Source organism: Marinomonas flavescens, assembly GCF_004352835.1.
Lineage (GTDB): Bacteria > Pseudomonadota > Gammaproteobacteria > Pseudomonadales > Marinomonadaceae > Marinomonas > Marinomonas flavescens.
This window is the reverse complement of sequence record NZ_SJSB01000002.1, coordinates 180,034-205,163: the sequence shown is the minus strand read 5'-3', so window position 1 is coordinate 205,163 and position 25,130 is coordinate 180,034. Positions and strand designations below refer to the sequence as shown.

Sequence of the window (25,130 nt, the reverse complement as noted above, 5' to 3'; positions counted from 1 at the left end):
CTAAAAATACCTAACGTAATAGTGAATAGAGTTAGGCATTAAAAATACAAAAAAAAACCAAAAGACACCCAGTTTTTTATGAATTCATAATAGAATTTATCGCTCATGTTAATTGTGATAAATCTAATATTATGGAGAGTGCATATGAATTCTATGGCCTATTCTGAAGCTCAAGAAAACCTAGCTGAAGTAATGGAGAAAGTATGCGAAAGCCATACTCCAATAAATATTATTCGAGAGGATAAAAAGTCCACCGTTTTAATCTCTCTTGAAGACTATACCGCTCTGTATGAAATGGCTCGTTTGTTTGATAACTTTTCTAATTCGAAAGACATTCTTAGTGATATTGGAAAAAAATAAGCATAAACAACAAAGCCATTTAACTAATCAATCAGATTATGTTCTATCGCGTATTTCACTAGACCTGCTGACGAGTGAATATTCAGCTTACGTTTGATATTTTGGCGATGGGTTTCAACGGTGCGTACACTGATCTTCAAACGCTGCGCTATTTCTTTATTCGACCAGCCGCTGGCAACTTCTATCAATACCGAACTTTCTCTTGGCGAAAGCATTTCTTCTGCTGCGGTAGTCACCGCTAACTGTCCAAATAAAGCATCTGATGCCTTGGAGCTGAAGTAGGTACCACCTTGGTGAACAATGGTGATGGCTTGTACTAATTCCTCAGAAGGTACGTCTTTGAGAACATAGCCATTGGCACCAGATTGAATCAGCGACAAGATATATTCTTTGTCATTATGCATGCTTAGCATCAAAATCTTGATGTTTGCTTGCTCACTACGAAAGCGCTTGGTGGCATCAAGCCCATTAAGAACAGGCATAGAAACGTCCATCACTACCAAATCTGGCTGTAATAACTTCGCTTTTTCTAATGCTTCGAGACCATTGGCAGCGGTTCCAATAACATCAATATTAGCTTCCATTTCTAAACGCGCTTGTAGGCCATCCAGTACCAACATGTGATCATCAACCAGCAGTACTCTTATTCTTGATGGCTCAGTTGTCATCCCACTCTCTCTTATTGTTAGGTGCTAATCCATTATAGGCGGCTCTATTGATAAAATAGCACTGACTTTTGTGCCTTTTTCCTTTTGCGACTGAAAAACAAAATCACCTCCAATAAGCTCAATTCGCTCACGCATATTAATCAAGCCAATACCTGGTGACAAAGTTGATTGGTGAGAGCAACCTCGACCATCATCCAAACACTCGAAAATCACCCGTTGGTGAGATTGCCATACCTGTAGTATGACATTGCTTGCTTCAGAGTGCTTTTCAATATTAGTTAAGGCTTCTTGTGCAAAACGATAAAGTGCAATTTCAATCTCGTCGGGTAATTCAGCCATGACTTTAAAGCTATATCTTACCTTAATGGCGGTTCTTTCTTGAAATTGATCAATCAAACTTTTAAGCGCGGTATTTAAGCCTAGGTCATCAAGCACCGTCGGACGTAGATCATGAGACACTTGGCGAATATCATTGATCGTCTGGTTAATTAAGTCTTCCGCTTTAATCAGCTCAGCTTTGATAACCGCCTCATCATCACCTCGCTGTAGTTTATTACCAGCCAGCTCAATGCGAAATTTACAGGACACCAGCATTTGATTAATGCCATCATGCAACTCACGGGACAAACGACGCTTTTCAAGCACCTGTAGCCGCATGAAACGCTGCACCAAGGCTTTCAACTTTGAATCTGCCAATTTATGTTCGTGTAGATTAATTGCCAGCCCTAGTAGTATGACGAAGACTAGAGTGATACTCGCAACGACACTGACTAGAAAAAAGCTGCGTCGGATATTGGCGTTCATGGTGGCTTTGGCTTTGGCTAATTCTTGATAAACATCGTCTAAATACAGCCCTGTTCCTAACATCCAATGCCAACGATCGATCATCACGGCGTAACCGATTTTTTCTTCCTGATCCATTAATGGCGGTTTTTCCCAGATATAACGATGAAAACCTCCTCCCGTTTTCGCTTTTGCCATTAAGTGTTGGATCAAGTAATTGCCCAAGGTGTCTTTAAATAACCAAAGGTTTTGCCCAACCAATTCCGGCTGTGTGGGATGCACCAGACTGACGCCATTGCTGTCATAAATGAAGAAGTAGCCATCATCGCCATAACGCAAACCATTAATAATGGCTTTCACCTTTTTCTGAGCAGTAGCATTGTCCATTGTCGTGTCTTCTAAAATAGGACGAATCGCACTCATAGCAATCGCGATATGGCTTTTTAACGCCTCTTTTTTTGCATGGATTAGATTGAATTCATAGATGGAGAGTTCATCAGAAGCCAAATCTCGTGCTGACTGCTGATTCAAATAGATAATAATAACGGTCGATATAACCAGAGGAACAACCGCTAGCAGAATGATTTTACTTTTTAATCCCACACTAAGGCCTGTTTTATTATTCAATGTTTAGACGACCCCATCAATAAAAAAGCGGAGGCTCCATCTTCTGAAGGCCCCCGCTTTTTAGTGATTCAATCCTGTTGGCTTATTCCATTCCGTACCATTCAGGGAAGATCATAAGGCTTGCCAAAACTAAGACTTGGATCAGAATAAAAGGTATGACCCCTTTATAAATATCCGTTGTTTTGATCGAGCTTGGGGCGACCCCTTTTAAGTAGAATAAACTAAAACCAAAGGGAGGTGTTAAGAAAGATGTTTGCAAGTTCATCGCAATCAGAATCGCAAACCACACCATATTGATACCTAATGCTTCAGCAACTGGCGCTAGGATAGGCACAATAATAAAGGCAATCTCAACAAAATCGATAAAGAAGCCAAGGATCATAATGGCCACCATCGCCAAGATAATGAAGCCCCATTTCTCACCTGGTAGATTCAGCAATACCTCTTCGACGATCTGATCGCCACCGGTGTAGCTAAAGGCCATCGAGAACGCGGTAGCGCCCATCAAGATAGCAAACACCATAGCGGTTACTTTAACCGTTTCCATGCTGCTCGAATAAAGCATTTTCCAATTAAACTTACGGTATAACAAAGCCAAAACAATGGCACCAACACCGCCTAACGCAGAAGACTCCGTTGGCGTCGCAACACCCGTAAAGATAGAACCCAGTACGACTAATACCAAAGCAAGAGGTGGAATAATGGCTTTTAGTGCACTGATAATTTGCTGAGAACGTGTTTCGTCATCCAAATTCTCAGGCAACGCAGGCGCCATCTCAGGTTTTAAGTACGTAAGAATCAGGATATAAACAATATAACACCCAATCAATACCATGCCTGGCATGATCGCCGAATGGAATAAATCACCAACCGGAATACCGAGCACATCACCCAGAATGATCAAGATGATTGATGGCGGTATAATTTGCCCTAGCGTACCAGAGGCGCAAATCGTGCCACAGGCCAGTGACTTGCTATAATTGTATTTAAGCATTACTGGCAAGGAGATAAGACCCATTGCCACAACACTGGCGCCAACCACGCCTGTAGAAGCCGCTAATAAAGCCCCTACCAAGATAGTCGAAATGGCCAATCCACCACGCACTCGACCAAACAGCTTTGCCATAGCTTCTAATAACTGCTCTGCAAGCTGAGTTTTTTGTAACACAATCCCCATGAAAACAAACAAAGGCACCGCCATCATGGTGGTGTTTTCCATGTAGCTTTGAATCCTGAAAGGCATAAAAGCAAACATGTCAAAACCTTCAGCAAATACGCCGAAGATCAGTGCGATACCGCCAAAAGTAAAGGCGACAGGGAACCCTAGCATCAACATAGCTAAGGCAACGAAAAACATAATAATTCCAATCATAAGTAACCTATCTGTAATGAGCTGGAAGTGCGCTTAGTGTTGAATAGGAGGGTTCTTGAACCCATCTTCGCTAATACCACGAATGGCATTTATAGAGCGAATCATCATGCCCACACCACTGATGGCCATGGAGAAAAAAGCAAAAGGAATTACGGCTTTAATAATCCAACGATACGGTAAACCACCTGGGTCACCACTGCCTTCGCCTAAAGCAAACGCTTCTTGTGCATGGCCAATACCGTAATAACCGACCAGCAACGTGAACGGCAACATTAAAAAAGTACAACCGAACAAATCGATCCAAGCACGCTTTTTGATTGAAAGGTTTTCATAAATCAAATCAACGCGAACATGACCACCTTGTTGAATACCGTAGGGAATGCCTAATAAGAAAATCGCAGAGTACAAGTGCCATTCAAGCTCTTGCATACCAATAGAGACATCATTAAAAGCGTAGCGCAGCAAAACGTCATAAAAGACATTACACAATAACGCAATAAGCAAGACCGTTGAGATGCCGCCAAGCAAGTTAGAGAAACGGGCAATTCCTCTCTCTAGGTTGGTTAAAAACATGTAAAACTCCTAGAAAAGACGCACGATGGGGGAATCCATCGTGCGTCATCAGACGGGTTATTCAGAAATACTATCTAAACTTTCAAGGTAAGCTCGATCAGAAATATTCGTCCATACTCGTGCAGTTTTCATGTACGCTTTTTGTGAATCAAGAATTTCTTTAGTAAGAGGATCTTTCGCAGCCGCTTCAGCTAACAATTCTTCGTTGGCTTTGTTCATTGCTTTTAGTACTGGCGTTGGGAAAGTTTTCACTTGGATATTTGGGAAATCCGTTTTCATGGTTGCCCAGTTCACACCACTTTCATGGTAAGACTGAATGTACATGTCGTAAGCAGACAGTTTCATAGAAACACGAAGAATCTCACGAAGATCATCTGGTAAACGTTTCCAAGTACGCTCGTTTACTAAGTACTGCAACTCAGTTGCTGGCTCATGCCAACCCGTGTAGTAGTAAGGAGCAATTTTGTGGAAACCCATACGTAAATCAAGAGAAGGTCCAACCCACTCTAATGCGTCGATGGTATTACGCTCTAGCGCTGTGTAAAGCTCACCAGGTGGAATGTTCGTTGGTTTCGCACCCAATTTTGCCAGTACTTCACCCGCAAAACCTGGAATACGCATTTTCAGACCTTTAAGGTCATCCACTGTGTTGATTTCTTTTTTGAACCAACCACCCATTTGCATTCCAGTGTTACCGCCAGGGAAAGACAATAGGCCGAATGGCTTATACACCTTTTCCATTAGCTTCATACCATCACCTTCGTAAAACCAACCGTATTGCTCAGGCGCAGTCATACCGAATGGCATAGTAGTGAAATACAATGTGTTTGCCACTTTACCCTTCCAATAATAAGAAGCAGAGTGACCAATATCATATTGACCAGAACGAACCATATCAAAGATACCAAAAGGTGCTTTGTGCTTATTCGCAGAGTCGATGGTGATTTTTAGACGGCCGTTAGACATTTCGTCAGCCATACGGGCCATATTACGTGGCGCATCGCCGAAAATAGGGAAGTTTGTCGTCCACGTTTCTGCCATTTTAAGTTTATATACTTTATCAGCAGCAACGGAAGACATAGAGAAAGTCGTCATAGTTACTGCAGCCGCAGCAACCAGAGAGGTTATTTTTAAAGAGTTCATCTTTATATCCTGTTGTTTATTATTTTTAATACGGGATCACACAGACAGGATAATCACTCAGTACAGGTTTGTAAGCTATTCGTATGAATACGCAAAAAAATGTATTACTACGTAGATCCCGTACGTATTAATACTTAAATCATTCTTTTGCTTATCGATAGAAATCAAAAAAGCCGCGAATAAATCGCGGCTTTTGCATTCAGGTAACGCAATAATTTATCGTTGTTTGGCGCGACATGCCGCCGCGGTAAACAGCACATCGGTCGAGCTATTCAAGGCTGTTTCAGCAGAATCTTGCAATACGCCAATAATAAAACCAACAGCAACCACTTGCATAGCGACATCATTAGGGATGTTAAACAAGCTACATGCCAATGGGATAAGCAACAAGGAACCGCCTGCCACACCAGAGCTACCACAAGCCGACACGGCCGCGATAAAACTCAGAAGAATCGCCGTGGCAAAATCAACAGGAATGCCCAATGTATTCACAGCGGCAAGAGTTAATACGGTAATGGTAATTGCTGCGCCAGCCATATTAATCGTTGCGCCCAATGGAATAGACACGGAGTAAGTGTCTTCGTCTAATTCAAGGCGCTTACAAAGGTCCATGTTAACGGGAATATTGGCCGCTGAGCTACGCGTAAAAAAGGCCGTCACACCACTTTCTTTTAAACATTGAAAAACAAGAGGATAAGGATTTTGACGCGTACTTATGAAGACTAAAATTGGGTTAGTGACCAAAGCGATAAACAACATGGCTCCGATCAGTACTAACAATAAATGTGAATAGCCTAACAGAGCACTAAAACCGGTCGTTGCAATCGTATGAGCCACTAACCCAAAAATACCAAACGGTGCTAAACGAATCACAAAACCCACTACCATGGTGACGCTATCAGCAATATTTTGTAATAACTCTTTCGTGGCGACTGATGCATGACGCAAGCCAATACCAAAACAAACAGACCACGTTAAAATGCCTATGTAGTTCCCCTGTACAAGAGCATTAATCGGGTTATCGACCATATTGAAGAATAAAGTATGCAGCACCTCGCCAATGCCTTGAGGAGCAGATTGGGTAAAATCAACGGTGACTAAATCTAGTTGTGTAGGAAAAACGTAACTAAAAATAACCGCGGTAAAAGCCGCAATAAGCGTTCCGACGCCATACAACACTAAAACAGGGCGAATAAACGTTTGTTGATTTTGTTTGTGATTGGCTATCGACGCCATCACTAAAATAAACACTAAGACTGGCGCAATGGCTTTGAGTGCTTTTACAAAAAAACCACCAAGCAAACCTGCTGATTCTGCAGCACTCGGTAACGCATAAGCCAGAGCAATACCACATAACACACCAATAATAATTTGCAGCACTAAACTGCCACTCATATACCTCTGAAACAAGGACGGGGTCACCTTTGAAGCCATGGGAAGAAAGTCCATATAATTTTAAAGTGGAGCACCATAAATCATCAAGCCGAATAAATGAACCATTTGGGTGCGCTTTATTTTTAATTCTGCAATTCCCCCTAGATCCCGACAACAAACCCTGCCTCTTTCCGATTAAATCAAGCCTCTCGCTCTAATCTTGATCTAGATACAGGATATCCCCACTTGTTACACATCCGGCTCTTGCCAGAACAAACAAAAAAAAGCATATTGTTCTCAAACCATATATCGAAGGATTTCGAAATGTCGAACTTGTTAGAACAATTGAAATGGCGTTATGCCACAAAAAAAATGGACAACACAAAAGCTGTTCCTCAAGAAAAAGTAGAGCGTATTCTTGAGGCAATTCGCCTTACCGCGACTTCTAGTGGATTACAGCCTTACGAAGTTTTTGTTGTTACCAACGATGATATTCGTCAAAAAATCATGCCGCACGCTTGGAATCAAGCGCAAATCATCGATGGCTCTCATTTATTGGTATTCGCTGCATGGGATAACTATACGGTAGAACGCATTAACCACATGTTTGACCTAGTAAATGACGAACGTGGTTTTGTAAACCAAGGGTGGGAAGATTATCGTAAGATGATTCTTGATCTTTATCCACCACGTGATGCAGAAGTAAACTACCAGCATGCTGCTCGCCAAGCTTACATCGGCTTAGGAACCGCTTTGATTGCGGCTGCTGAAGAAAAAGTTGATAGCACACCAATGGAAGGCTTTGATCCAGAAAAAGTTGATGAAATTCTAGGCTTAAAAGAACGCGGACTGCGCTCTGTTATCCTCCTACCACTAGGTTACCGGGCTGAAGATGGTGATTGGTTGGTGGATTTGAAGAAAATCCGTCGTCCAAAAGAAGACTTCATCATTGAAGTAAAATAGTAACATCACGTCATTTGTCTTATCGGCGATTACGTTATAAAAAAAGCGCGTTACCCCTCTTGAAACTAAGAGAGAGGCAATGCGCTTTTTTTGTTTTTATTTATTTACTAAAAAACTAACAAACTTCTATCGCAAGGCTATCTAGCTCTAACCTAAGCGCTCGCCATATTTTTTTGTTCATTCAAAATCCGTTGCGTTAAACCTCGATAAACCACCGCGCCAAGCAAAGCCCCTAATAACCAAGCGTAACCAGACAACACGGACAACGCTTCGACCCAAACCGTTGAAACGGAAAAAACAGCGCCTACAACAAAAGCAATTAAAGCGGTATTGTTCCAACCCTTTTTATAAAAATAAGCACTTTTTTCGCTCTCATCGTACAAATCATTGAGGCTCAACTTCTGCTTACGCACAAAGTAATAATCCACCACCATAATGCCGTACAAAGGAGCTAGCGTTGCGCCTAAAGTATTCACAAATGCACCAATGCCCACTTGACTAATAAAACTCGTCCAGCAAGCGCCAATCACTAAAGCGAAAGCTGACGTAATAAAGCCCGCCTTTTTAAACGTCATGGTTTTTGGAGATAAATTAGCAATGCCATTCACTGCAGGAATAAAATTGGCTACCAAATTAATGCCGACCGTTGCGGCAAAAAAAGTAATCGCTGCGACTACGCTTAACAATGTACTGTCAGCACGCTCAACAATAGCCGTTGGATTTGTTAATTGATCTCCATACACAACAGCCGCTCCAGCGGTAATCAATAACGCTAAAGCTGAGAAAACCACCATATTCAATGGTAAGCCGACAAGATTACCAAGCTTCATTGACTTGTTGTCTTTAGCGTATCGCGAGAAATCGCTAAAGTTAATCATAACGGCGGCAAAGTACGAGACCATAGTCCCTACAATCGCAATAAAACCGTGTAGCTCTGAGCCAAATGTGGCCCCATCATGGCGAAAAATACCGTTCGCAGCACTCAATAATTTTCCATCGGATTTTTGCCACAATACAATGAGTAAACCGATCATCACGGCGTATACAAATGGACCCGCTAAATTCAAGAATTTGCCAACCCAACCCATACCGCGAGAAAAAATAATCATCTGTAGAAGCCAAACGACCAAGAAAGATAACCAACCAATACCCGTCATTCCAAAGTAGCTTTCACCGCCCGAGGCACCAGTTAATGTAACGATTAAAAGAGTCAACGCTGTCGAGGCAAAGTACGTTTGCACGCCAAACCAAAAGACCGCAACAATGGCTCGCAGCATGGCAGGTAACTTCCCACCTTGTGTTCCCATGCTAGCCCTTGCTAGTACAGGATAAGGAATTCCATAATCAACACCGGCCTTACCTGAAATATTCACCAAAAACATAACCAGCAAGCCAGCCACAATCAAACCAGCAAACGCCGTCCAGCCCGTGACTCCATAGGCAATAAACAAAGAAGCGACTAGGGTATAACCAAATAAGCTCTGGATGTCATTGGCCCAAATATTAAAAATCTCAAACCACTTCCATGTTTTCTCATGCGCTCCAACAGGGGCAAGAGAGTCATATTCTAACTCTGGTGGCTTATTCATTATTACTTCCCTCGACAAATTGAAATTATTGTTTCGAATTATGTCTTTATGAAAAGCATTTATCGTGCCATTTACTTATCTTCTCTATAAGCTGCGAAAATCGCTAACTATTATGATTTTTCGATAGCAAACGTTGCGGTCATTCACCTTAAGTTGATGGCAAATGCACTAATAGTTGGCAAAAAACGTGAGAGCGCATTATTTCGGACAAATAGAAGGAAAAAAAAGCGGACTCGTTATTCACGAGTCCGCTTTTTAAAACGTTGGCTGCAAGAAGATAATTAGTGCTTCGTCATACCTGGATTAGGAATAAAGTTAATCACTACTTCTTCGGCTTCTGGCGCGCTGCTGTGAGGCGTATTCACGCGCGTTGGAATTTCGGTTGGTTGCGCCTGAACTACCGTAGATTGCTCATCCGTGTAACCACACGAAATACACTCACGGTATTGCTTTTCAGCGTCATCATCACGCCATGCGCGTATCTTATCCATTTCACTACAGCGAGGGCAAACAGCCCCTGCGATAAAGCGTTTTACTGTCATAATATTGCCTATTGCCTCTTATAGAAAAGCAGCGAATCGCCACTTTTCTATTTCGTTATTCGCTGCGCTATGTGTGCCGTTATCGACAGCTAAGCGACGATGCCACTGTGTCTTAATAAAGCATCGGTACTTGGTTCACGACCACGAAATTCAGCAAATAATTCTGCTGCGGGACGCGAGCCACCATTGGCCAATATGGTATCACGGAAGCGTGCACCCGTGTCTTTATTGAAAATGCCATCTTCTTCAAATTTCGAGAAGGCATCCGCGGATAACACTTCTGCCCATTTGTAGCTGTAATAGCCGGCCGCATAGCCACCCGCAAAAATATGCGAGAAGCCATTCTGGAAACGGTTAAATTCTGGTGGCGTCGTGACAGCAACATCGCGACGAACCTCATCAATCACAGATTGAACAGAAAGGCCTTTTTTGTATTCCATGTGCAAACGGAAATCGAACAAAGAGAACTCCAACTGACGCATCATTTGCATACCAGATTGGAAGTTTTTCGCGGCCAACATTTTTTCTAGCAAAGCGTCAGGCAATGGCTCACCCGTTTCATAGTGACCCGCAATGTGCGCTAAAGCTTCCGGCTCGTAACACCAGTTTTCCATAAATTGACTTGGCAGCTCGACCGCATCCCACGCCACGCCATTAATACCAGACACAGAAGACACATCGACTTGCGTCAACATATGGTGCAAACCGTGACCAAATTCATGGAACAAGGTCGTCACTTCGTCGTGAGTTAATAGCGCAGGCTTGTCTCCAATCGGTGGCGTGAAATTACACACTAGATAGGCAATAGGAAGCTGTAAACGATTGTCGCTCAAACGGCGACGTGTTCGACATGAATCCATCCAAGCACCACCGCGCTTTGCTTCACGAGCATAAGGGTCTAAATAGAAGCGAGAAATGTCTGCCCCGTCTTTACTGATGGTGAATAGCTGTAAGTCTTTGTTGTAGCTATCGAATTCTTTTTCTTCACGAATATCCACACCAAACAACGTTTGTGCCACGTGAAACAATCCAGACAGCACCTTGTTCATTGGGAAATAAGGGCGAAGCTCTTCTTGGGAAATACTGTACTTATGCTGGCGTAATTTCTCTGCATAATACCCCATATCCCAAGCGTTCAATTCAGCCACGCCGTTTTCATCTTTAGCGAACGCGGTTAATTGAGCAAGATCTTGTTCTGCAGAACTTTTCGACTGCTTCGCAAGGGTTTGTAAAAAGTCGATTACTTGCTGACCGTTGTCTGCCATCTTGGTCGCTACCGACAACTCTGCGTAGTTTTCAAAGCCAAGAATGTGAGCCATTTCGTGGCGTAGCGCTAGAATTTCATCGATCAGAGGCGCGTTATTAAACTTGATATCACCACCTTGATCGGACGCTCGAGTCGCAAAGGCGCGATACATCTCTTCACGCAAAGCCGCGTTATCCGCGTAGCTCATTACTGGCATATAGGAAGGGAAATCCAGAGTAAACAACCAACCTTCTTTGTCTTTCGCTGCTGCCATTTGCTTAGCTTGTGCTAGCGCAGAGTCTGGTAAGCCGGCTAATTCACTTTCATCGGTAATTAGCTTGCTCCACGCTTGAGTTGCATCCAGTACATTCTCTCCGAATTGGCTGCCTAGTTCAGACAAACGCTGGCTAATCTCGCCATAGCGTTTTTTGGCGTCGCCTTCTAAACCAACGCCTGATAATTCAAAGTCACGAATAGTTTGTACCAAGGCTTCAGTTTGTGCGGCAGACAATGCGTTTGCGGCGTCACTTTCAGCCAAGGTTTTATAAGCTTGATAAAGCACCTTATTCTGACCTAGATCCGTGTAGTACTGGGTTAATTTTGGCAAACACGCATTGTAGGCTTCACGCAGCTCTGGGGTGTTTTTCACTGAGTTCAAATGACTGACCGGTGACCAGAAGTTAGCGAGATCGTCGTGCAGTTGGTCCAACGGCAACACCAAGCTTTCCCAAGTTGGATTCGTATTTTCACTCACACAGGCATCTATTGCCGCTTGAGTATTACTTAAGCGCTCTGTTAGCTCAGATTCAATGCTCGTAACATCAATTTTGGAAAAGATTGGTAAGCTGGTCGCATCCCATACGGACTGTGACATATCATGTTATCCTTCTATGCGAAAAACGCGCTAAGACCACCATGGTCTCTTGTGCATCGCGTTTCATAAAAATGGTTAAGGGCGCGCATTCGCGGCCTTATGTAAAGCAATCTATACCTAATAAGATATGTGGTATTTATGTTTTTTCAATGATGAAATCACTATCATGCCGATAGTTCATCTTTACTGCACACAGAACGTCCGATAAAAGAGAGACTTTACAGTGATTAAATCGTTTCGTGGTAAGACGCCACAACTAGGTGCGCGAGTTTGGGTTGACGACAGCGCTGTGATTATTGGTGACGTTGTCATTGGTGAAGACAGCTCCGTTTGGCCTTTGGTTGCCATACGTGGTGATATGCACCACATTCACATTGGGGCACGTACCAGCATTCAAGACAATTCTTGCTTACACATCACTCACGCCAGCGCCTATAAACCAGACGGCCATCCGCTAACTATTGGCGACGATGTTACTATTGGCCACATGGCCATGCTGCATGGTTGTCAGATTGGCAATAAGGTATTAGTTGGAATGAGTACCACAATCCTAGATGGCGCTATTATTGAAGATCGCGTTATTATCGGTGCGGGTTCGCTAGTACCGCCAGGTAAACGTCTTGAGTCTGGTTATTTGTACCTAGGATCTCCCGTCAAACAAGCTCGAGCATTGAGTGAAAAAGAGATTGAATACTTCCAGTATGCCGGTCTTAACTATGTAAAACTAAAAGACGAATACCTCAGTGAAGCAACTCAACTAAGTCAGAACAACAAAGAGAAAGAGACACAATGAAACGCAAAAGTAACTCTACGGCTGCTTGGATTTTTACCCTTATCGCTGTCGCAGGCATTCTCTGTGGGCTAAGCGAAACCTTTAGCAATTATTTCGAGGAACCACATCTGTCTGAACAAGAACAAGCCGCATTACAAATTAGCCTATTGCCAGAGCCGCGGGATTTACCAAATCTATTAAGTATCGCCGGAGTAAAAAAAGATAAATGGTATGGGCTTCTATTACAGCCAGCTATTTGTGATGCCATTTGCCAAGGCGAAGTATCTGCTTTTGAAGAGAGTGGCCAAGCGATCTTGCGACCTAGTAATAGGTTTTATAAAGAAACCTCCGCCATCGTTACCAAGGTGGGCTACAACGATAACCATGGCTTATTATTACTGATCAATAAACACCAACAACTGGCTGGTAGCATTTCACCCCCTTATACAAAAGAGAGTATAAACAAAGCATTCACGGCACTTAATAAATAGTAATTTTATATACTGAAAAAAAACTTTCTTCCGCCAGAACATTTGAGCTAATTCATAGTCTAAAAAACTAATATTCAATATAGCAGAGGCTTAAATGACAAACGCCAATCTTTCTTCGGAAGCAGGATACTCACATGCAGCGGGGATTTTTCTGAATGCCGAGTTTATGAATGATCTTCGGCTCCAGATGATAAAATTCGCCCGCGTACAGGTACGTGATGAACAACTTGCCGAAGATGCAGTTCAAGAAGCGATGCTCTCTGCATACCAAAATATTGAACGATTTTCACGTCAAGCAGCACTAAAAACATGGGTGTTCTCAATTTTAAAGAACAAACTAATCGATTTACTTCGTAAAGAGAAACGCCATACTGCGGCCAGTCAATTAGAAGACGGTCCAAATATAAATGGTGAAGAGTTGATTGAAAAACTGTTTAACGAGCACGGTCATTGGCAAAAAAATGAACGACCTCAGAAGTGGGACAACCCGGATCACGGCGTTGAAAACGCGCATTTCTGGCGAGTGTTTGATGCCTGCTTGAATGCTCTCCCAGAAAAATACAGCCGCTTTTTTATGATGCGCGAGTTCCTCGAAATGGACACCGCTGAAATTTGTCATAACGAAGAAGTTTCTGTCAGCAATCTAAACGTGACACTTTACCGTGCCCGCTTACGTTTGAGAGAATGCTTAGAAGACAGTTGGTACCAAAAGGAGAAATCATCATGATGAGCTGCCATCAAGCGACTCAACTTTTATCAGAAAAACTCGACCGTCCTCTCAATACAAAAGAAAAAGTCGCTTTAGGGGTCCATACAACTATCTGCCCTCCCTGCCGTCGTTTCTCACAACAAATGGAAGAATTACGTTCAATTTCAAAACGTTATACGCAAGATCCTGACGCCACATAACTTTTTTTTTAATTTTTCTCATTATATTGTGTAAGAAAAACCATTTCGTTCACGTCAAAGATAGGTAACACAAGTAAGGCGAACGGTTTTGCTTGTTACCCCTTTGATACACTATTAAAAAAATGAGGATACACCAATGAAAAATACAAAAGCATCTCTCGCTCTAGCTCTAGGTACTGCCGTTGCTATTTCTGCTGTGTCAGTACCGGCACAAGCCGCCAGCAAAGAAAAATGTTTCGGTGTTGCTCTAGCAGGTCAAAATGATTGTGCTGCAGGCCCAGGTACTTCTTGTGCAGGCACCTCTAAAACTGACTACCAAGCCAATGCTTGGAAAATCGTTCCTGCCGGTACTTGCATAGAAATGGATTCTAAAACATCCCCTACTGGCCACGGCCAATTGAAAGCTTTCTAAGTAAACGGACGCGCATTCTTATGTCTCGTTTCACTCCAAAAGTCGAAGGTGGGAAATTTCCTCCTTCGACCTTTTCATCCCTCTCTGGTATCAGTTTAAAACCTGCTTATTATCAAAGCATATTAAGCGACTTACCCGAGGTAGGATTTTTTGAAATTCATGCGGAGAATTACTTAAGTAAAGGAGGGCCTGCTCGCCATTATTTACATCAAATTCGTGAACATTACCCTCTCACCGTACATGGTGTTGGGTTGTCTATTGGCGGTGAAACAGCGCTTGATCTTGAACATTTAAAACGCGTTGCCACCTTGGTCGACGAGATTCAACCTGCTATTTTTTCAGAACATTTAGCATGGTCAACACACTACAGCCAGTTCTTAAATGATTTATTGCCTGTTCCTTATGATCGCCCAACATTAGATCGTGTATGTCGACATATTGAGCAAGTACAAGAGTGTCTACAACGACAAATTTTACTTGAAAACCCCTCAACCTATTTTTCCTTCACGCGCAGCAACATGAGCGAGACTGACTTCATCCGTGAGATTGCTAAACGCACAGGCTGTGGATTATTACTGGATATAAATAATGTGGAGGTATCTTGTTTTAATAACAGGACCAACCCTTATGACTATCTCAATGACTTCCCACTCGATGCGGTAGGACAAATGCATCTTGCCGGTCATACGGTAGACGGCAACACCATATTGCCATTGAAAATAGACAGCCATGATGAACCTGTATCTGATGATGTATGGACGCTTTATCAACATACATGTCGCCAACTTAATTCATTGAATCTTGCCAGTCCGACGTTAATTGAACGCGATGGTAATCTTCCCCTGCTGTCTGAATTACTAGCCGAAGCACGCTATGCCGATACCATTCGACAAAACGTACTAATGGAAAGTGAGAGTCGCTATGAACAACGAATTTAAAGCTGCACTGTTGACGGATGACACACGTTTTTATCGTGAAATCGACGCTCAAACGATGCAAGAAAAAGAAATTCGACTTAACGTATATCGTAACAACGTAGTCGTATCCTTGATCGATGCATTAGCCGACATATTTCCCGTGACTCAGGCCTTAGTTGGAGACGACTTCTTTCGTGCTATGGCTAAGCAGTACTTACTGGTTTCGCCTCCAGAATCCCCTATTATCAGCGAATATGGTCATTTTTTTTCAGATTTCATTCGCCAATTTGACCCAGCTAAAACGTTACCCTTTCTCGCTGACTTAGCAGCTCTAGAATACAATTTGCTGACTCTAACCAATGATGCAGAATACCGCACGCTAGATCACGAAGAGGTAGCAACGGCCTTTGCTCAGGCAGAAGATCCCTCTGAGCTGTATTTAAGTTTACCGCCAACAACACAATTACTAACGTCCCCTTTTGCCATTGGCTCACTTTATCAAGCCCATCGTAACGACGGTCGTTTACGCTTAAATCAGGTGGCAATTAATGAGTGTGAGTATTTGTTGATAGCCAAATCTCATTTAATCGCTCAACTGCATGTCATTAGCTATGAAGAAGCCCGTTTTTTCAAACAGTTGTTACAGAACAAAAGCCTAGAAGAAGCACTGCCTGACTCGAATGATTTCGACCTTGGGGCTACGTTAGCCAAATTAATAGAATGGAAATTAATTTCCTACATTGCTGTTCAGCCCATAAAAGCTGAGTAACAATAAAACCATGAGGGTAAAAAATGCTGTCTTTAATCTTATCTAAAAGTGATGCTTTGTTTCGTCGAATTCCTGAGTCGCTGGTACTTTTTATCGCGAGATTTGCGATTGCGGCAGTATTTTGGAAATCTGGACAAACTAAAATTGAGGGATTTGCACTGGATATTATAAGTGGGCATATTCAATTAGGATGGCCGCATTTAAAAGAATCCACCCTGTTTCTCTTTGAATACGAATACAACCTACCATTGCTTTCTCCTGCCATTGCCGCCTTATTAGCGGCGATAGCCGAGCATGTTCTGCCTATTCTGATTCTGACTGGTTTTTTCACTCGATTCGCCGCTCTAGGTCTGGCTGGTATGACTTTGGTCATCCAAATCTTTATCTACCCAGATGCTTACCCAACCCACGCCACATGGCTCGCTATTGCATTAGCGCTCATGTATCGCGGCGCAGGGGTTCTTTCTCTTGATCACTTAATATCTAAACGCTAAAAGCGTCTAGCTAGCAGGCAAAGTAAAGATAGATGTCGCTTCTTTAGTTTGCTCTGCTGCATCAAACAAATCATCGGTTAATTTACTCAAGCGAAGAGAGGTCTGACCGTTGTTCACCGTCACTTCGGCGATTAGCGTCGTATGATTCGCAATATCGTTCACCTCTCTTGCTTGCTGTTGAGCTAACTGAGAAAGTTCATCAAGACTTTTTAGTGATACTGCCGAGTCCGATTCTAGCTGGCTTAACGGAAGAACAACCTCTTCTATTTGCAAAACACCCAGGCGCATTTTCTCTTGCCCTTTGGTCATTTCATCAGAGATTTGAACAGATAAACCACCAATATCCGTTATAACTTTATCGATAGATTCAGTTACTTCTGCGGTACTCGTTGCTAGATTTCTTACTTCATCAGCGACCACAGCAAAACCGCGACCCGTTTCACCTGCTCGCGCCGCTTCGATAGAGGCATTCAGTGCTAACAAGTTAGTTTGCTCTGCCACATTACGAATACTGTTCACCAAGTTAGATACCGTTGAAGCACTTTCCTTAAGTTTGGCGACAGAATGAGAGGTTTCTTCAATATAGGTAGCAACGGAGGTAATATCTTTGGCTGCAGAAGTGATAACAGATTTACCATGTTGTGCTAAATGATAGGCTGCTTCCGCTTGGTTTCGAGACACGGTAACGTGCTCTGCCATGGTTGTAACACCCTCTGACAACTCTCCAACCGAACTATGGATATCATTCACCATTGTTTGCTGTTGATTAGATCCTTGCTGCACGTTTTCCATACTAGATCGTATGTTTTTGACCGCGCTGACAACCGTTTGGGCGCTGCGATCAATTTTATCTATTACCCCAACCAGGCTTGCACGCATGCTAATAACACTATCAACTAATTGACCAATTTCGCCTTTCTGCTTAATAGAAATGCTATGCGATAAGTCCCCTTTAGCCACACTGTCCAGCAAGCTAACTACTTGTCCCAATGGTTTAACAATACTTCGGGTGATCAACACAGACATCACAACACCAATGATCAAGGCTAAAATACCTTCACCAATCACAAACCAAATACCCGATTCAGATTCTGATAATATGCTCTGTTGTTTTGATTGAATAATAGCTTGCTGCCTTTCAGAAAACACAGCCGTTTCATTTAGAAATGTTTGTAAATCATCGCGTGTTGGACCCGCCATTAGCTTTCTAGCGTCATCTAATTCGCCAATTTCTAGAGCTTCTACCGTGTCTTGAAGTGCTTTTTGGTAAACCGCCCGCTGAGATTTAAGCTTCTCAACAATTTGCTTATCTTCTGGCAATTTGACGAGATTTTGCATTTTTGCAAGGCTCGTATCTAACATTCGGTTTCGTTCATCTATCTCTTTATAAATAGCGACTCGAGCATCTCTGTCTTCTAATACAAAGAGCATTAGAATGCGACTAGCAAGACTTTCTGCATTGACATTCAACTCGCCTGTCAATTCAACTAGCGCCGTATTCTCGCCCACGATATCTTTGATATTGCTCGACAATGACTGAAAACGTGTGGCTGAAAAACCAATCACCGACAGCATTAAAACAAACAAAATTAGATAACTTCCCCAAAGGCGTCCCCGAATGGTTGAAAAAACCTGCATATAACTCTCCACACCTTAAAATAGATAAAAACCAGTCAAAAAAACCTATAAACAAAGTAAATATTTCGATTGTTCTAAACATAGTATATGTCGTAACTAAGCAGGATTTCATTACAGATATCAACGAAAAGGAGAATAAAGTCATTCTAATGAATTATTAAGAATGACTTTATTTCAAAAAATAGAAGAAAAATGAAAGATTAGTATGAACTCAGGCAGACCGACGTTTAAAGGGTGAGCTGTAAGCAATTATGAAGAGCAGAGCGGCACAGACCACGACACTTGGGCCCGTTGGAGTATCCCAGCGATAAGAGGCCCACAAACCACCACAGACAGCCAGACAGCCAATAAAACTCGAAATAGTCGCCATTTGAATCGGCGTATTAGATAATTTACGCGCCGTGGCAGCAGGTATGATCATTAATGAGGTAATCAGCAAGACCCCTACAATCTTCATCGCGACCGCAATCACTAAAGCCACCAGCAACATAAGCAACAAGCGAATCGCTTCAACGGGATAGCCTTCCACTTTAGCAAGCTCTTCGTTGACCGTAACAGCCAATAGCGGCTTCCAAAAAGTAACTAATAGCGTTAAGACTAAAATACCACCGCCATAAATCCAATACAGATCGGTTTGACTGACGGCCAATAAATCACCAAACAAATAGGCCATCAAATCGATGCGCACATTATCAAGAAAGCTCACGGCCACTAACCCTAACGATAAGGATGAATGAGCTAAAATACCCAACAAGGTGTCTGTCGCAATAATTTGTTTTTTCTGTAGCGTCACTAAAATTGCAGCCAAGCCAACACATAAGACCACAATGGCAAGATTCAAATTAATATTGAATAGAAAGCCTAACGCCACACCTAATAAAGCGGAATGCGCTAATGTGTCGCCAAAATACGCCATACGGCGCCATACGACAAAAGCTCCCAGCGGGCCAGCAACCGCCGCTACGCCCAAGCCACCTAACAAGGCTCTAATTAAAAACTCTAACATGGTACCGTTTGCTCCAAAGCTATGCGGTTAAGACTTTTCTTGGTGAGAACAATGCGAATGAGCATCGTCATCATCAGATAAAATACTGCCTTGTTCATTGTGAACATGATCGTGTTGATGAGCATAAATAGCGATCGATTCATCTGCGCCAGGAATGCCAAATAATGCTTGATAAGCTGGGTGCCCAGTTACATGTTGAGGGCTACCTGAGCAGCACACGTGCTGATTAATACAAACCACAGTGTCGGTTTTTGCCATCACCAAATGTAAATCATGAGACACCATCAATACTCCGCAATGAAGCTCGTTACGAATACCTTCAATCAAATTATAAAGCTCGACTTGACCGTTTACGTCCACGCCTTGCACAGGCTCATCTAAGACCAATAAATTTGGATTGTTTAACAAGGCACGAGCTAACAACACTCGCTGAGTTTCACCACCAGATAACACTTGAACTTGGGCGTTAAGTAGATGAGCAATGCCGACTTTTTCTAACGTGGGAAGAATGTTTTTTTTATCCACATGACGTACCAGCGCCAAAAAATGCTTCACCGTTAGCGGCAGTGTCGGGTCAATATGCAGTTTTTGCGGCATATAACCAATACGCAGTCCTTTATCGCGAACCACTTTGCCTCGTGTCGGCTCTTGCAGCCCCAACAGGATACGAATAAGCGTACTTTTCCCGCTGCCATTAGGACCAATCAACGTAACGATTTCGCCGGCATCAATCGTCATGTCTATGTTGTCTAATAGCACACGACTGTCAAAATCAATGCCAATCTTATCGAACGAAACTAAACGCTGGCTCATACAGATGCCCCCGCCGTTTTACACACGGAACAAAGCCCAGTGAGTTCAATCGTTTCGGAACGCAGCTCAAAGTTTTGTTCAGCGGCTCTAGCAATTAAAGACGCGTGAATATCTTGGTAATCAAACTCCATAACGTTATGACACTCATCGCAAATCAAAAAGTAGCCTTTGTGCGCTTTATCCGCATGAGCGCAACCTAAAAAAGCATTCATCGATTCAACTTTATGAATCAAGCCTGCGGCCAATAAAAAATCCAACGCACGATAAACAGTTGGAGGTGCCGAGTTAAATCCTTCTTCGGCCAATTTTGCCAATAACTGATACGCACCCAATGGACGATGGCTTTCCCAAATTAACTCTAATGCCCGACGACGGACCTTAGTCAAACGCTGCCCTTGCTCGGCACAAAGCAGCTCAGCTGTTTCTAGCGCGGCATCAATACAATCATTATGATCGTGACCCGAATGTGGGTGATGTTCTTCACTCATTAGAAGACCCTTCCTGCATTACTGCTGTAACTCCACATCATAGAGATGCTGATAATGATCAATACAATAGCGGCAAAAAAACCAAAACCTCGGGACAATCTTTGTCGCCATATGCCTTGTTTGCCACCCATTAAAAAACTGCTGTCACGAACAATAACACTGACCGCAGCAAGAACTGCGACTGTTATCGCGGTTCCTAAAGACATCGCTAATGTGGCCAATATTCCCCAGTGAAAAATGTCAGCGCTCATCGAAAATAGCAACACCAACACGGCACCGCTACAAGGACGAATTCCCACGGCTAATACCATGGCAATGATACTACGACGATCGGCGGTTTGCTCTTCGACTGCGTGGTCGTGGTCGTGGTCGTGGTCGTGGTCGTGGTCGTGGTCGTGGTCGTGAGAATGATCATGACCACAACTAGATTGACCGCGCATCAACCGAGTGAACATCCATACCCCAATCAAACCGACTGCGGCAAAACTTGCCAGCTCAAAAAAACGACTAATCTGCATCGCTTGTCCTGCCAAGGAAAATATCTGCCCGACAATCACCATTAATAGTACTGCCATCAAACCTTGCGCCGCAGCACATAAAAAAGACAAGCTAATACCGCGGCGTAATGGGGCTTTACTCGCGAGCATGTAAGCCGAAATCACCGCCTTGCCATGACCCGGCCCGGCTGCATGAAAAATACCGTAAATGAAACTGGCTGATACCAAACTCCATAACACAGCAGGACTACCATCTTGGCTCAATTGTTGTACTGACTTAGCAAGCTGGCGGTGCCAACTCACTTGTTCAAATACAATCCAGTGAATAAACGAATCATAACCAAGAAAGTTTATTGCTGCGTAGGCAGGTGCGACGCAGAAAAGACAGGTAAAAAAGAAAAGAACGGCGTTTCTCGCCATGGTGCAACTCTCTTAAATTAAATATTGTTTGTTATGCTATAACAAAACAAAATCAAGAAGAAGCCCAAATAGAGAAACGCCTTTTTAGAAGCGTATTTAACAGGGGTTACTCACTGCTAAAAATGGTATCGACATAATCAGGGGTATAAATTATGTCACTTGTTTAGCCTACAACAGGTTTTAAAAAGCCCATTAAACCGCTCATAAATATTTGTGCCGCCATGGCCGCCAAAATAAGACCGGTTATTTTTGATAATACATTTAATCCTGTACGACCCAACATACGTTCAATCAAAGAAGCGGAATACAATAAGAACAATAGACACCCAAGTGCAAACAACAAACCGCACAGGCCAAGAATCATATCCCAACCATGAAGCTCAGCACCATAAACCAAAATAGTACCTATGGTAGCAGGACCAATAATAATAGGCACAGCCAATGGCACAACAGACACATCTTCTCGTTCTTCGCTAGGCATGCCTACTGCGTGATTTCTCGTACCATCTCTGACTAAACTCAACGCAGATAAAAACAGCAATACGCCTGAACCAATACGAAACGCATCTAAGGTGATGCCTAGGACAGAAAACAAACTACTGCCAAAGAAAAATAGCACAAAGGAAATCACCACAGACGCAATAATGGCTTTATTTGCCACTTGCCTTCTAACGGTAGACGTTTCACCTCGAGTCAGCGCTAAAAACATAGATAGCACAAAGAACGGGGCAAATAAGAAAAAGAATTTAATCCAAATCGAGATTAATAAGCTCATTTAGGGAAGTACCAGAAAAAGTAATCTGCGAATAAGCTGATTACCAGTTTATCTCAAGCCTTGCGAGGTCATCATTAAGGCCTACCTAATTTAGTACGCTTGTGGCGTCTTAAATATTCGTCTAGAAGTCGTCTCCGTAGACGCGATAATTCTAGCAAAATAACGCCAAAAAACGATGTTTAAATAAGCTAAAAAAAAGAAAACCGATATAAACGCAAAGCAGCTATATCGGCTATCATCAGCAACATCGAGCCATTAACGCTGGGTCAGAGCAAGCTTAACGCCAAAGCTCAGTAACAATACGCCCGTAACGCTATCTAATACTTGAGCTACTTTTGGTCGAGCCAGCCAAACTCGTGCTTTATGTACCATAACAGCCAGAAACGTCTGCCATGTCATCGCAATAATAAAGTGCAGCGACGCCATAAAAAGAGATTGTGCTAAGGCAGAATGATTTGGGTCAATAAACTGTGGCAAGAACGCCATGTAGAAAATAATCGGCTTGGGGTTCAATACATTTGACAAGATACCTTGGCGAAAACTGCTCCACGCGGTTAACGTTTTACTTGGTTTGGTGTCTTTAAAGGACATGCCCGTTGGCTTCATCGCACTGCGAATCGCTTGCACCCCCAAATACACCAAATACGCTGCACCCAGTAGTTTAAACGCCGTAAATAAGTTGGCTGAGCCTAATAAGATCACCGACAACCCAAGCGCTGATAGCGTCGCATGAGCAAACAGTCCCATGCAAATTCCTAAGCTGGTTAAGAAGCCCAAACGCCAACCACCCGCAGCGGCATTACGCATAACAAGAATCGTATCCACTCCCGGACTCATGGTCAGTACAGTAATAGCAGCCAAGAACGGCAACCAGTGAAAATGCTCTAGCATCTAGACTCTCCAGTTTAACGGCAATGTTAGCGGTAATAATCAGTAGGGATAAAACCCGTTAAGGCTGACAACTCAAATGGATCCAGGTTTCGATGCCTTGCTCTTTAGCATCGTAATCTGCTGGCGTACAACTTTCTGCCAAGGCGCCCGATAGACGCAACAAACCTTCTTCCAATGGCACCATAGCAAAGTAATACTCAGGATCACCAAATGCCATACTTAACGTCGTTTTTTCTAAATTAACCGTCTCCGCCAAGCGAACTTTAAGCGTCAACCATAGCATTTTGTTCTTCATACCAAAATCGGTAATGGTGACGGATTTGGGCTTTATTGCCTTACCTGCCACCTTTAGATGAACAAAGTAATCGTCTTTCTTGAGGTTTTGTAATCCCTCTAACAACTCGGTTCGTTCGTTACCGGTAAACTGCCCATCACCATTGTCGTCGTAAGCTTCAAGCAAGCTAACTGAGGTAAACAAATCCCAAGACCAAGTCGCGTTCAGGCTCTTTACGACGGGTGAGTCAACAACCGCTTGGTATTGAACATCCACCCAAATGTGCGGATGCGCCAACGCCGAGTTCGCGCCAAGTAGCGCAAACCATAAAACCCCAATCAAACGAAACACGTGATTACTCCATTAGCGCAGGTGCATAACGCACACGCGCTTCTAAAATACGCTGAAATTCTTTTGGATCATGCTGTTGTGCCAAACGCTCGGGGTCCCCTTTTGCGCCATGCCACGCTTCAAGGCGAGACAACCAAAAGCGCACCGCAGCCATACGTAACATATGTGGCCAAGCAAGAATTTCTTCAGCATTAGGGCGGCGCTCATGAATGTAGGTGTGTAGCAAGGCACGGTATTTTTCCATGTCCAACTCACCGGTATTAATATCAGAACACCAATCGTTCACCACAATCGCTAAGTCGTACATTACCCAAGAATAGCTGGCATTGTAAAAATCGATAATCGCCGATAGCTGATCACCTTCGAACAAGGTGTTGTTAAAAAACAAATCGCCATGAATCGTCGCTTTAGGAAGATCAGGATGCTGCGTGACAAACTCGTCAAAAGCCTCGATTTGTGACAATAAAAGCGTTGCCTGCTCTGGCTCTAATTCAGGGGCAAGCGCCTGACTGGTAGCTTTCCACCATGTTTCACCGCGATGACTTTCTCGTTTCTCTGGGAAATCTTCGCCGGCTATGTGCAATTGCGCCAAGGCAGACCCAATCAAACCGCAGCTTTCTACACTGGTGTTTTCTAGGCCATCACCGGGGAAACAATCCACAATAATGGCTGGGCGATCTTTTACCACGCGTAAACGCTCGCCATGAATGTCGATCAATGCCGCTGGCACATTAAAGCCTTTGTGCTTAAGGTGCGCTACCACGTCTAAAAAGTAAGGCACTTCGTCAAATTCGAACTCTTCAAATAAGGTAAGAACGTATTTGCCCGTGGTGGTGTTTAGAAAATAATTGGTGTTTTCGACACCACCAGAGATACCTTGGTACGAAACCAATTCACCTAAATAATAATCAGCCACTAGGGCCTTCATGTCAGAGTCCGAGAGGGAAGTGTAAACAGCCAAGTTTGCTACCTATTGATCGTCAAGGGGATAGAGCGATTAAGAAAACGCCTATGCTCCACAATAAGCAGCAAAAGGTCAATTCGAACAGACCGATATTGTTACTTTCTATTAGGATTTTATCGTATTCACAAATAATGG

Annotated in this window: 28 protein-coding genes; 10 read left to right on the top strand and 18 right to left on the bottom strand. The window is 43.1% G+C overall.

What is annotated here, in order from left to right:
* Positions 1 to 144 precede the first annotated feature (144 nt).
* A complete protein-coding gene (locus E0D70_RS03065; RefSeq protein WP_165942860.1) occupies positions 145 to 360 on the top strand; it encodes a type II toxin-antitoxin system Phd/YefM family antitoxin in 216 nt (71 codons plus the stop codon).
* Between the two features lie 23 nt (positions 361 to 383).
* On the opposite strand, the gene E0D70_RS03060 is transcribed toward E0D70_RS03065, so the two are convergent.
* The 6 genes from E0D70_RS03060 to sstT form a co-directional block, all read right to left on the bottom strand.
* Complete coding sequence (locus E0D70_RS03060; protein ID WP_133010802.1) at positions 384 to 1,028, bottom strand: response regulator transcription factor; 645 nt, start codon at positions 1,026 to 1,028, stop codon at positions 384 to 386.
* Between the two features lie 24 nt (positions 1,029 to 1,052).
* The gene (locus tag E0D70_RS03055; protein WP_240536956.1) at positions 1,053 to 2,438 is read right to left on the bottom strand and encodes a cache domain-containing protein; all 1,386 of its coding nucleotides are present in this window, start codon (positions 2,436 to 2,438) and stop codon (positions 1,053 to 1,055) included.
* Between the two features lie 82 nt (positions 2,439 to 2,520).
* A complete protein-coding gene (locus tag E0D70_RS03050; RefSeq protein ID WP_133010801.1) occupies positions 2,521 to 3,810 on the bottom strand; it encodes a TRAP transporter large permease in 1,290 nt (429 codons plus the stop codon).
* A gap of 33 nt (positions 3,811 to 3,843) precedes the next feature.
* Positions 3,844 to 4,383: a TRAP transporter small permease subunit gene (locus tag E0D70_RS03045; RefSeq protein WP_133010800.1), complete on the bottom strand. Its 540-nt coding sequence runs from the start codon at positions 4,381 to 4,383 to the stop codon at positions 3,844 to 3,846.
* A gap of 57 nt (positions 4,384 to 4,440) precedes the next feature.
* A complete protein-coding gene (locus E0D70_RS03040) occupies positions 4,441 to 5,526 on the bottom strand; it encodes a TRAP transporter substrate-binding protein (protein WP_133010799.1) in 1,086 nt (361 codons plus the stop codon).
* 216 nt (positions 5,527 to 5,742) lie between these two features.
* Positions 5,743 to 6,960, bottom strand: coding sequence for a serine/threonine transporter SstT (gene sstT / locus E0D70_RS03035; protein ID WP_133010798.1), 1,218 nt, complete (start codon positions 6,958 to 6,960; stop codon positions 5,743 to 5,745).
* Positions 6,961 to 7,224: 264 nt separating this feature from the next.
* Between sstT and E0D70_RS03030 the strand changes: the two genes are divergently transcribed.
* Complete coding sequence (locus tag E0D70_RS03030) at positions 7,225 to 7,863, top strand: NAD(P)H-dependent oxidoreductase (protein WP_133010797.1); 639 nt, start codon at positions 7,225 to 7,227, stop codon at positions 7,861 to 7,863.
* A gap of 152 nt (positions 7,864 to 8,015) precedes the next feature.
* On the opposite strand, the gene E0D70_RS03025 is transcribed toward E0D70_RS03030, so the two are convergent.
* The 3 genes from E0D70_RS03025 to prlC all read right to left on the bottom strand — a co-directional run bounded on the left by E0D70_RS03025 (position 8,016) and on the right by prlC (position 12,114).
* Complete coding sequence (locus tag E0D70_RS03025; protein WP_133010796.1) at positions 8,016 to 9,452, bottom strand: NCS1 family nucleobase:cation symporter-1; 1,437 nt, start codon at positions 9,450 to 9,452, stop codon at positions 8,016 to 8,018.
* Positions 9,453 to 9,733: 281 nt separating this feature from the next.
* Positions 9,734 to 9,994, bottom strand: a complete 261-nt coding sequence (locus E0D70_RS03020) for a YheV family putative zinc ribbon protein (protein ID WP_133010795.1) — start codon at positions 9,992 to 9,994, stop codon at positions 9,734 to 9,736.
* Between the two features lie 89 nt (positions 9,995 to 10,083).
* Complete coding sequence (gene prlC / locus E0D70_RS03015) at positions 10,084 to 12,114, bottom strand: oligopeptidase A (RefSeq protein WP_133010794.1); 2,031 nt, start codon at positions 12,112 to 12,114, stop codon at positions 10,084 to 10,086.
* Between the two features lie 226 nt (positions 12,115 to 12,340).
* On the opposite strand from prlC, the gene E0D70_RS03010 reads away from it, so the two are divergent.
* The 8 genes from E0D70_RS03010 (at position 12,341) to E0D70_RS02975 (ending at position 16,878) form a co-directional block, all read left to right on the top strand.
* The gene (locus tag E0D70_RS03010; protein ID WP_133010945.1) at positions 12,341 to 12,907 is read left to right on the top strand and encodes a gamma carbonic anhydrase family protein; all 567 of its coding nucleotides are present in this window, start codon (positions 12,341 to 12,343) and stop codon (positions 12,905 to 12,907) included.
* Complete coding sequence (locus E0D70_RS03005) at positions 12,904 to 13,377, top strand: hypothetical protein (RefSeq protein WP_133010793.1); 474 nt, start codon at positions 12,904 to 12,906, stop codon at positions 13,375 to 13,377. Before E0D70_RS03010 ends, E0D70_RS03005 begins: the two co-directional genes overlap by 4 nt.
* 94 nt (positions 13,378 to 13,471) lie before the next feature.
* Positions 13,472 to 14,104, top strand: coding sequence for an RNA polymerase factor sigma-70 (locus E0D70_RS03000; RefSeq protein ID WP_133010792.1), 633 nt, complete (start codon positions 13,472 to 13,474; stop codon positions 14,102 to 14,104).
* Positions 14,101 to 14,286 carry a zf-HC2 domain-containing protein gene (locus E0D70_RS02995; protein ID WP_133010791.1) on the top strand — a complete coding sequence of 62 codons (186 nt, stop codon included), beginning with the start codon at positions 14,101 to 14,103 and terminating at the stop codon, positions 14,284 to 14,286. The genes E0D70_RS03000 and E0D70_RS02995 overlap by 4 nt, the downstream gene beginning before the upstream one ends.
* Positions 14,287 to 14,422: 136 nt before the next feature.
* Positions 14,423 to 14,698 (top strand): BufA1 family periplasmic bufferin-type metallophore, encoded by a 276-nt coding sequence (locus tag E0D70_RS02990; protein WP_133010790.1) that lies wholly within the window; start codon positions 14,423 to 14,425, stop codon positions 14,696 to 14,698.
* 20 nt (positions 14,699 to 14,718) lie between these two features.
* Entirely contained in the window at positions 14,719 to 15,636 is a 918-nt protein-coding gene (gene bufB, locus E0D70_RS02985; protein WP_133010789.1) for an MNIO family bufferin maturase, read from the top strand.
* A complete protein-coding gene (locus tag E0D70_RS02980; RefSeq protein WP_133010788.1) occupies positions 15,620 to 16,384 on the top strand; it encodes an HvfC/BufC N-terminal domain-containing protein in 765 nt (254 codons plus the stop codon). The genes bufB and E0D70_RS02980 overlap by 17 nt, the downstream gene beginning before the upstream one ends.
* A gap of 23 nt (positions 16,385 to 16,407) precedes the next feature.
* A complete protein-coding gene (locus E0D70_RS02975; RefSeq protein WP_207923190.1) occupies positions 16,408 to 16,878 on the top strand; it encodes a DoxX family protein in 471 nt (156 codons plus the stop codon).
* Positions 16,879 to 16,884: 6 nt separating this feature from the next.
* Here the strand turns inward: E0D70_RS02975 and E0D70_RS02970 are convergent, their stop codons facing one another.
* The 9 genes from E0D70_RS02970 to E0D70_RS02930 all read right to left on the bottom strand — a co-directional run bounded on the left by E0D70_RS02970 (position 16,885) and on the right by E0D70_RS02930 (position 24,992).
* Positions 16,885 to 18,516: a methyl-accepting chemotaxis protein gene (locus E0D70_RS02970; protein WP_133010787.1), complete on the bottom strand. Its 1,632-nt coding sequence runs from the start codon at positions 18,514 to 18,516 to the stop codon at positions 16,885 to 16,887.
* A gap of 211 nt (positions 18,517 to 18,727) precedes the next feature.
* Positions 18,728 to 19,522: a zinc ABC transporter permease subunit ZnuB gene (znuB, locus tag E0D70_RS02965; protein ID WP_133010786.1), complete on the bottom strand. Its 795-nt coding sequence runs from the start codon at positions 19,520 to 19,522 to the stop codon at positions 18,728 to 18,730.
* A 27-nt stretch (positions 19,523 to 19,549) separates the two neighbouring features.
* Positions 19,550 to 20,335, bottom strand: a complete 786-nt coding sequence (gene znuC / locus E0D70_RS02960) for a zinc ABC transporter ATP-binding protein ZnuC (RefSeq protein ID WP_133010785.1) — start codon at positions 20,333 to 20,335, stop codon at positions 19,550 to 19,552.
* Positions 20,332 to 20,823 (bottom strand): Fur family transcriptional regulator, encoded by a 492-nt coding sequence (locus tag E0D70_RS02955; RefSeq protein ID WP_133010784.1) that lies wholly within the window; start codon positions 20,821 to 20,823, stop codon positions 20,332 to 20,334. Before E0D70_RS02955 ends, znuC begins: the two co-directional genes overlap by 4 nt.
* Positions 20,823 to 21,740: a nickel/cobalt transporter gene (locus E0D70_RS02950; RefSeq protein WP_133010783.1), complete on the bottom strand. Its 918-nt coding sequence runs from the start codon at positions 21,738 to 21,740 to the stop codon at positions 20,823 to 20,825. The genes E0D70_RS02955 and E0D70_RS02950 overlap by 1 nt, the downstream gene beginning before the upstream one ends.
* 163 nt (positions 21,741 to 21,903) lie before the next feature.
* Positions 21,904 to 22,515: a MarC family protein gene (locus E0D70_RS02945; protein WP_133010782.1), complete on the bottom strand. Its 612-nt coding sequence runs from the start codon at positions 22,513 to 22,515 to the stop codon at positions 21,904 to 21,906.
* 255 nt (positions 22,516 to 22,770) lie between these two features.
* A complete protein-coding gene (locus tag E0D70_RS02940; protein WP_133010781.1) occupies positions 22,771 to 23,406 on the bottom strand; it encodes a LysE family translocator in 636 nt (211 codons plus the stop codon).
* A 58-nt stretch (positions 23,407 to 23,464) separates the two neighbouring features.
* Complete coding sequence (locus E0D70_RS02935) at positions 23,465 to 24,031, bottom strand: DUF1007 family protein (protein ID WP_133010780.1); 567 nt, start codon at positions 24,029 to 24,031, stop codon at positions 23,465 to 23,467.
* Between the two features lie 4 nt (positions 24,032 to 24,035).
* Positions 24,036 to 24,992: a homoserine kinase gene (locus E0D70_RS02930; protein WP_133010779.1), complete on the bottom strand. Its 957-nt coding sequence runs from the start codon at positions 24,990 to 24,992 to the stop codon at positions 24,036 to 24,038.
* Between the last annotated feature and the right edge of the window lie 138 nt (positions 24,993 to 25,130).

Excerpts from the sequence above, each read along its gene's own strand:
- E0D70_RS03065 (WP_165942860.1), top strand. The coding sequence starts at position 145 with ATGAATTCTATGGCCTATTCTGAAGCTCAAGAAAACCTAGCTGAAGTA.
- E0D70_RS03060 (WP_133010802.1), bottom strand. The coding sequence starts at position 1,028 with ATGACAACTGAGCCATCAAGAATAAGAGTACTGCTGGTTGATGATCAC.
- E0D70_RS03050 (WP_133010801.1), bottom strand. The coding sequence starts at position 3,810 with ATGATTGGAATTATTATGTTTTTCGTTGCCTTAGCTATGTTGATGCTA.
- E0D70_RS03045 (WP_133010800.1), bottom strand. The coding sequence starts at position 4,383 with ATGTTTTTAACCAACCTAGAGAGAGGAATTGCCCGTTTCTCTAACTTG.
- E0D70_RS03040 (WP_133010799.1), bottom strand. The coding sequence starts at position 5,526 with ATGAACTCTTTAAAAATAACCTCTCTGGTTGCTGCGGCTGCAGTAACT.
- sstT (WP_133010798.1), bottom strand. The coding sequence starts at position 6,960 with ATGGCTTCAAAGGTGACCCCGTCCTTGTTTCAGAGGTATATGAGTGGC.
- E0D70_RS03030 (WP_133010797.1), top strand. The coding sequence starts at position 7,225 with ATGTCGAACTTGTTAGAACAATTGAAATGGCGTTATGCCACAAAAAAA.
- E0D70_RS03025 (WP_133010796.1), bottom strand. The coding sequence starts at position 9,452 with ATGAATAAGCCACCAGAGTTAGAATATGACTCTCTTGCCCCTGTTGGA.
- E0D70_RS03020 (WP_133010795.1), bottom strand. The coding sequence starts at position 9,994 with ATGACAGTAAAACGCTTTATCGCAGGGGCTGTTTGCCCTCGCTGTAGT.
- prlC (WP_133010794.1), bottom strand. The coding sequence starts at position 12,114 with ATGTCACAGTCCGTATGGGATGCGACCAGCTTACCAATCTTTTCCAAA.
- E0D70_RS03005 (WP_133010793.1), top strand. The coding sequence starts at position 12,904 with ATGAAACGCAAAAGTAACTCTACGGCTGCTTGGATTTTTACCCTTATC.
- E0D70_RS03000 (WP_133010792.1), top strand. The coding sequence starts at position 13,472 with ATGACAAACGCCAATCTTTCTTCGGAAGCAGGATACTCACATGCAGCG.
- E0D70_RS02995 (WP_133010791.1), top strand. The coding sequence starts at position 14,101 with ATGATGAGCTGCCATCAAGCGACTCAACTTTTATCAGAAAAACTCGAC.
- E0D70_RS02990 (WP_133010790.1), top strand. The coding sequence starts at position 14,423 with ATGAAAAATACAAAAGCATCTCTCGCTCTAGCTCTAGGTACTGCCGTT.
- bufB (WP_133010789.1), top strand. The coding sequence starts at position 14,719 with ATGTCTCGTTTCACTCCAAAAGTCGAAGGTGGGAAATTTCCTCCTTCG.
- E0D70_RS02980 (WP_133010788.1), top strand. The coding sequence starts at position 15,620 with ATGAACAACGAATTTAAAGCTGCACTGTTGACGGATGACACACGTTTT.
- E0D70_RS02975 (WP_207923190.1), top strand. The coding sequence starts at position 16,408 with ATGCTGTCTTTAATCTTATCTAAAAGTGATGCTTTGTTTCGTCGAATT.
- E0D70_RS02970 (WP_133010787.1), bottom strand. The coding sequence starts at position 18,516 with ATGCAGGTTTTTTCAACCATTCGGGGACGCCTTTGGGGAAGTTATCTA.
- znuB (WP_133010786.1), bottom strand. The coding sequence starts at position 19,522 with ATGTTAGAGTTTTTAATTAGAGCCTTGTTAGGTGGCTTGGGCGTAGCG.
- znuC (WP_133010785.1), bottom strand. The coding sequence starts at position 20,335 with ATGAGCCAGCGTTTAGTTTCGTTCGATAAGATTGGCATTGATTTTGAC.
- E0D70_RS02955 (WP_133010784.1), bottom strand. The coding sequence starts at position 20,823 with ATGAGTGAAGAACATCACCCACATTCGGGTCACGATCATAATGATTGT.
- E0D70_RS02950 (WP_133010783.1), bottom strand. The coding sequence starts at position 21,740 with ATGGCGAGAAACGCCGTTCTTTTCTTTTTTACCTGTCTTTTCTGCGTC.
- E0D70_RS02945 (WP_133010782.1), bottom strand. The coding sequence starts at position 22,515 with ATGAGCTTATTAATCTCGATTTGGATTAAATTCTTTTTCTTATTTGCC.
- E0D70_RS02940 (WP_133010781.1), bottom strand. The coding sequence starts at position 23,406 with ATGCTAGAGCATTTTCACTGGTTGCCGTTCTTGGCTGCTATTACTGTA.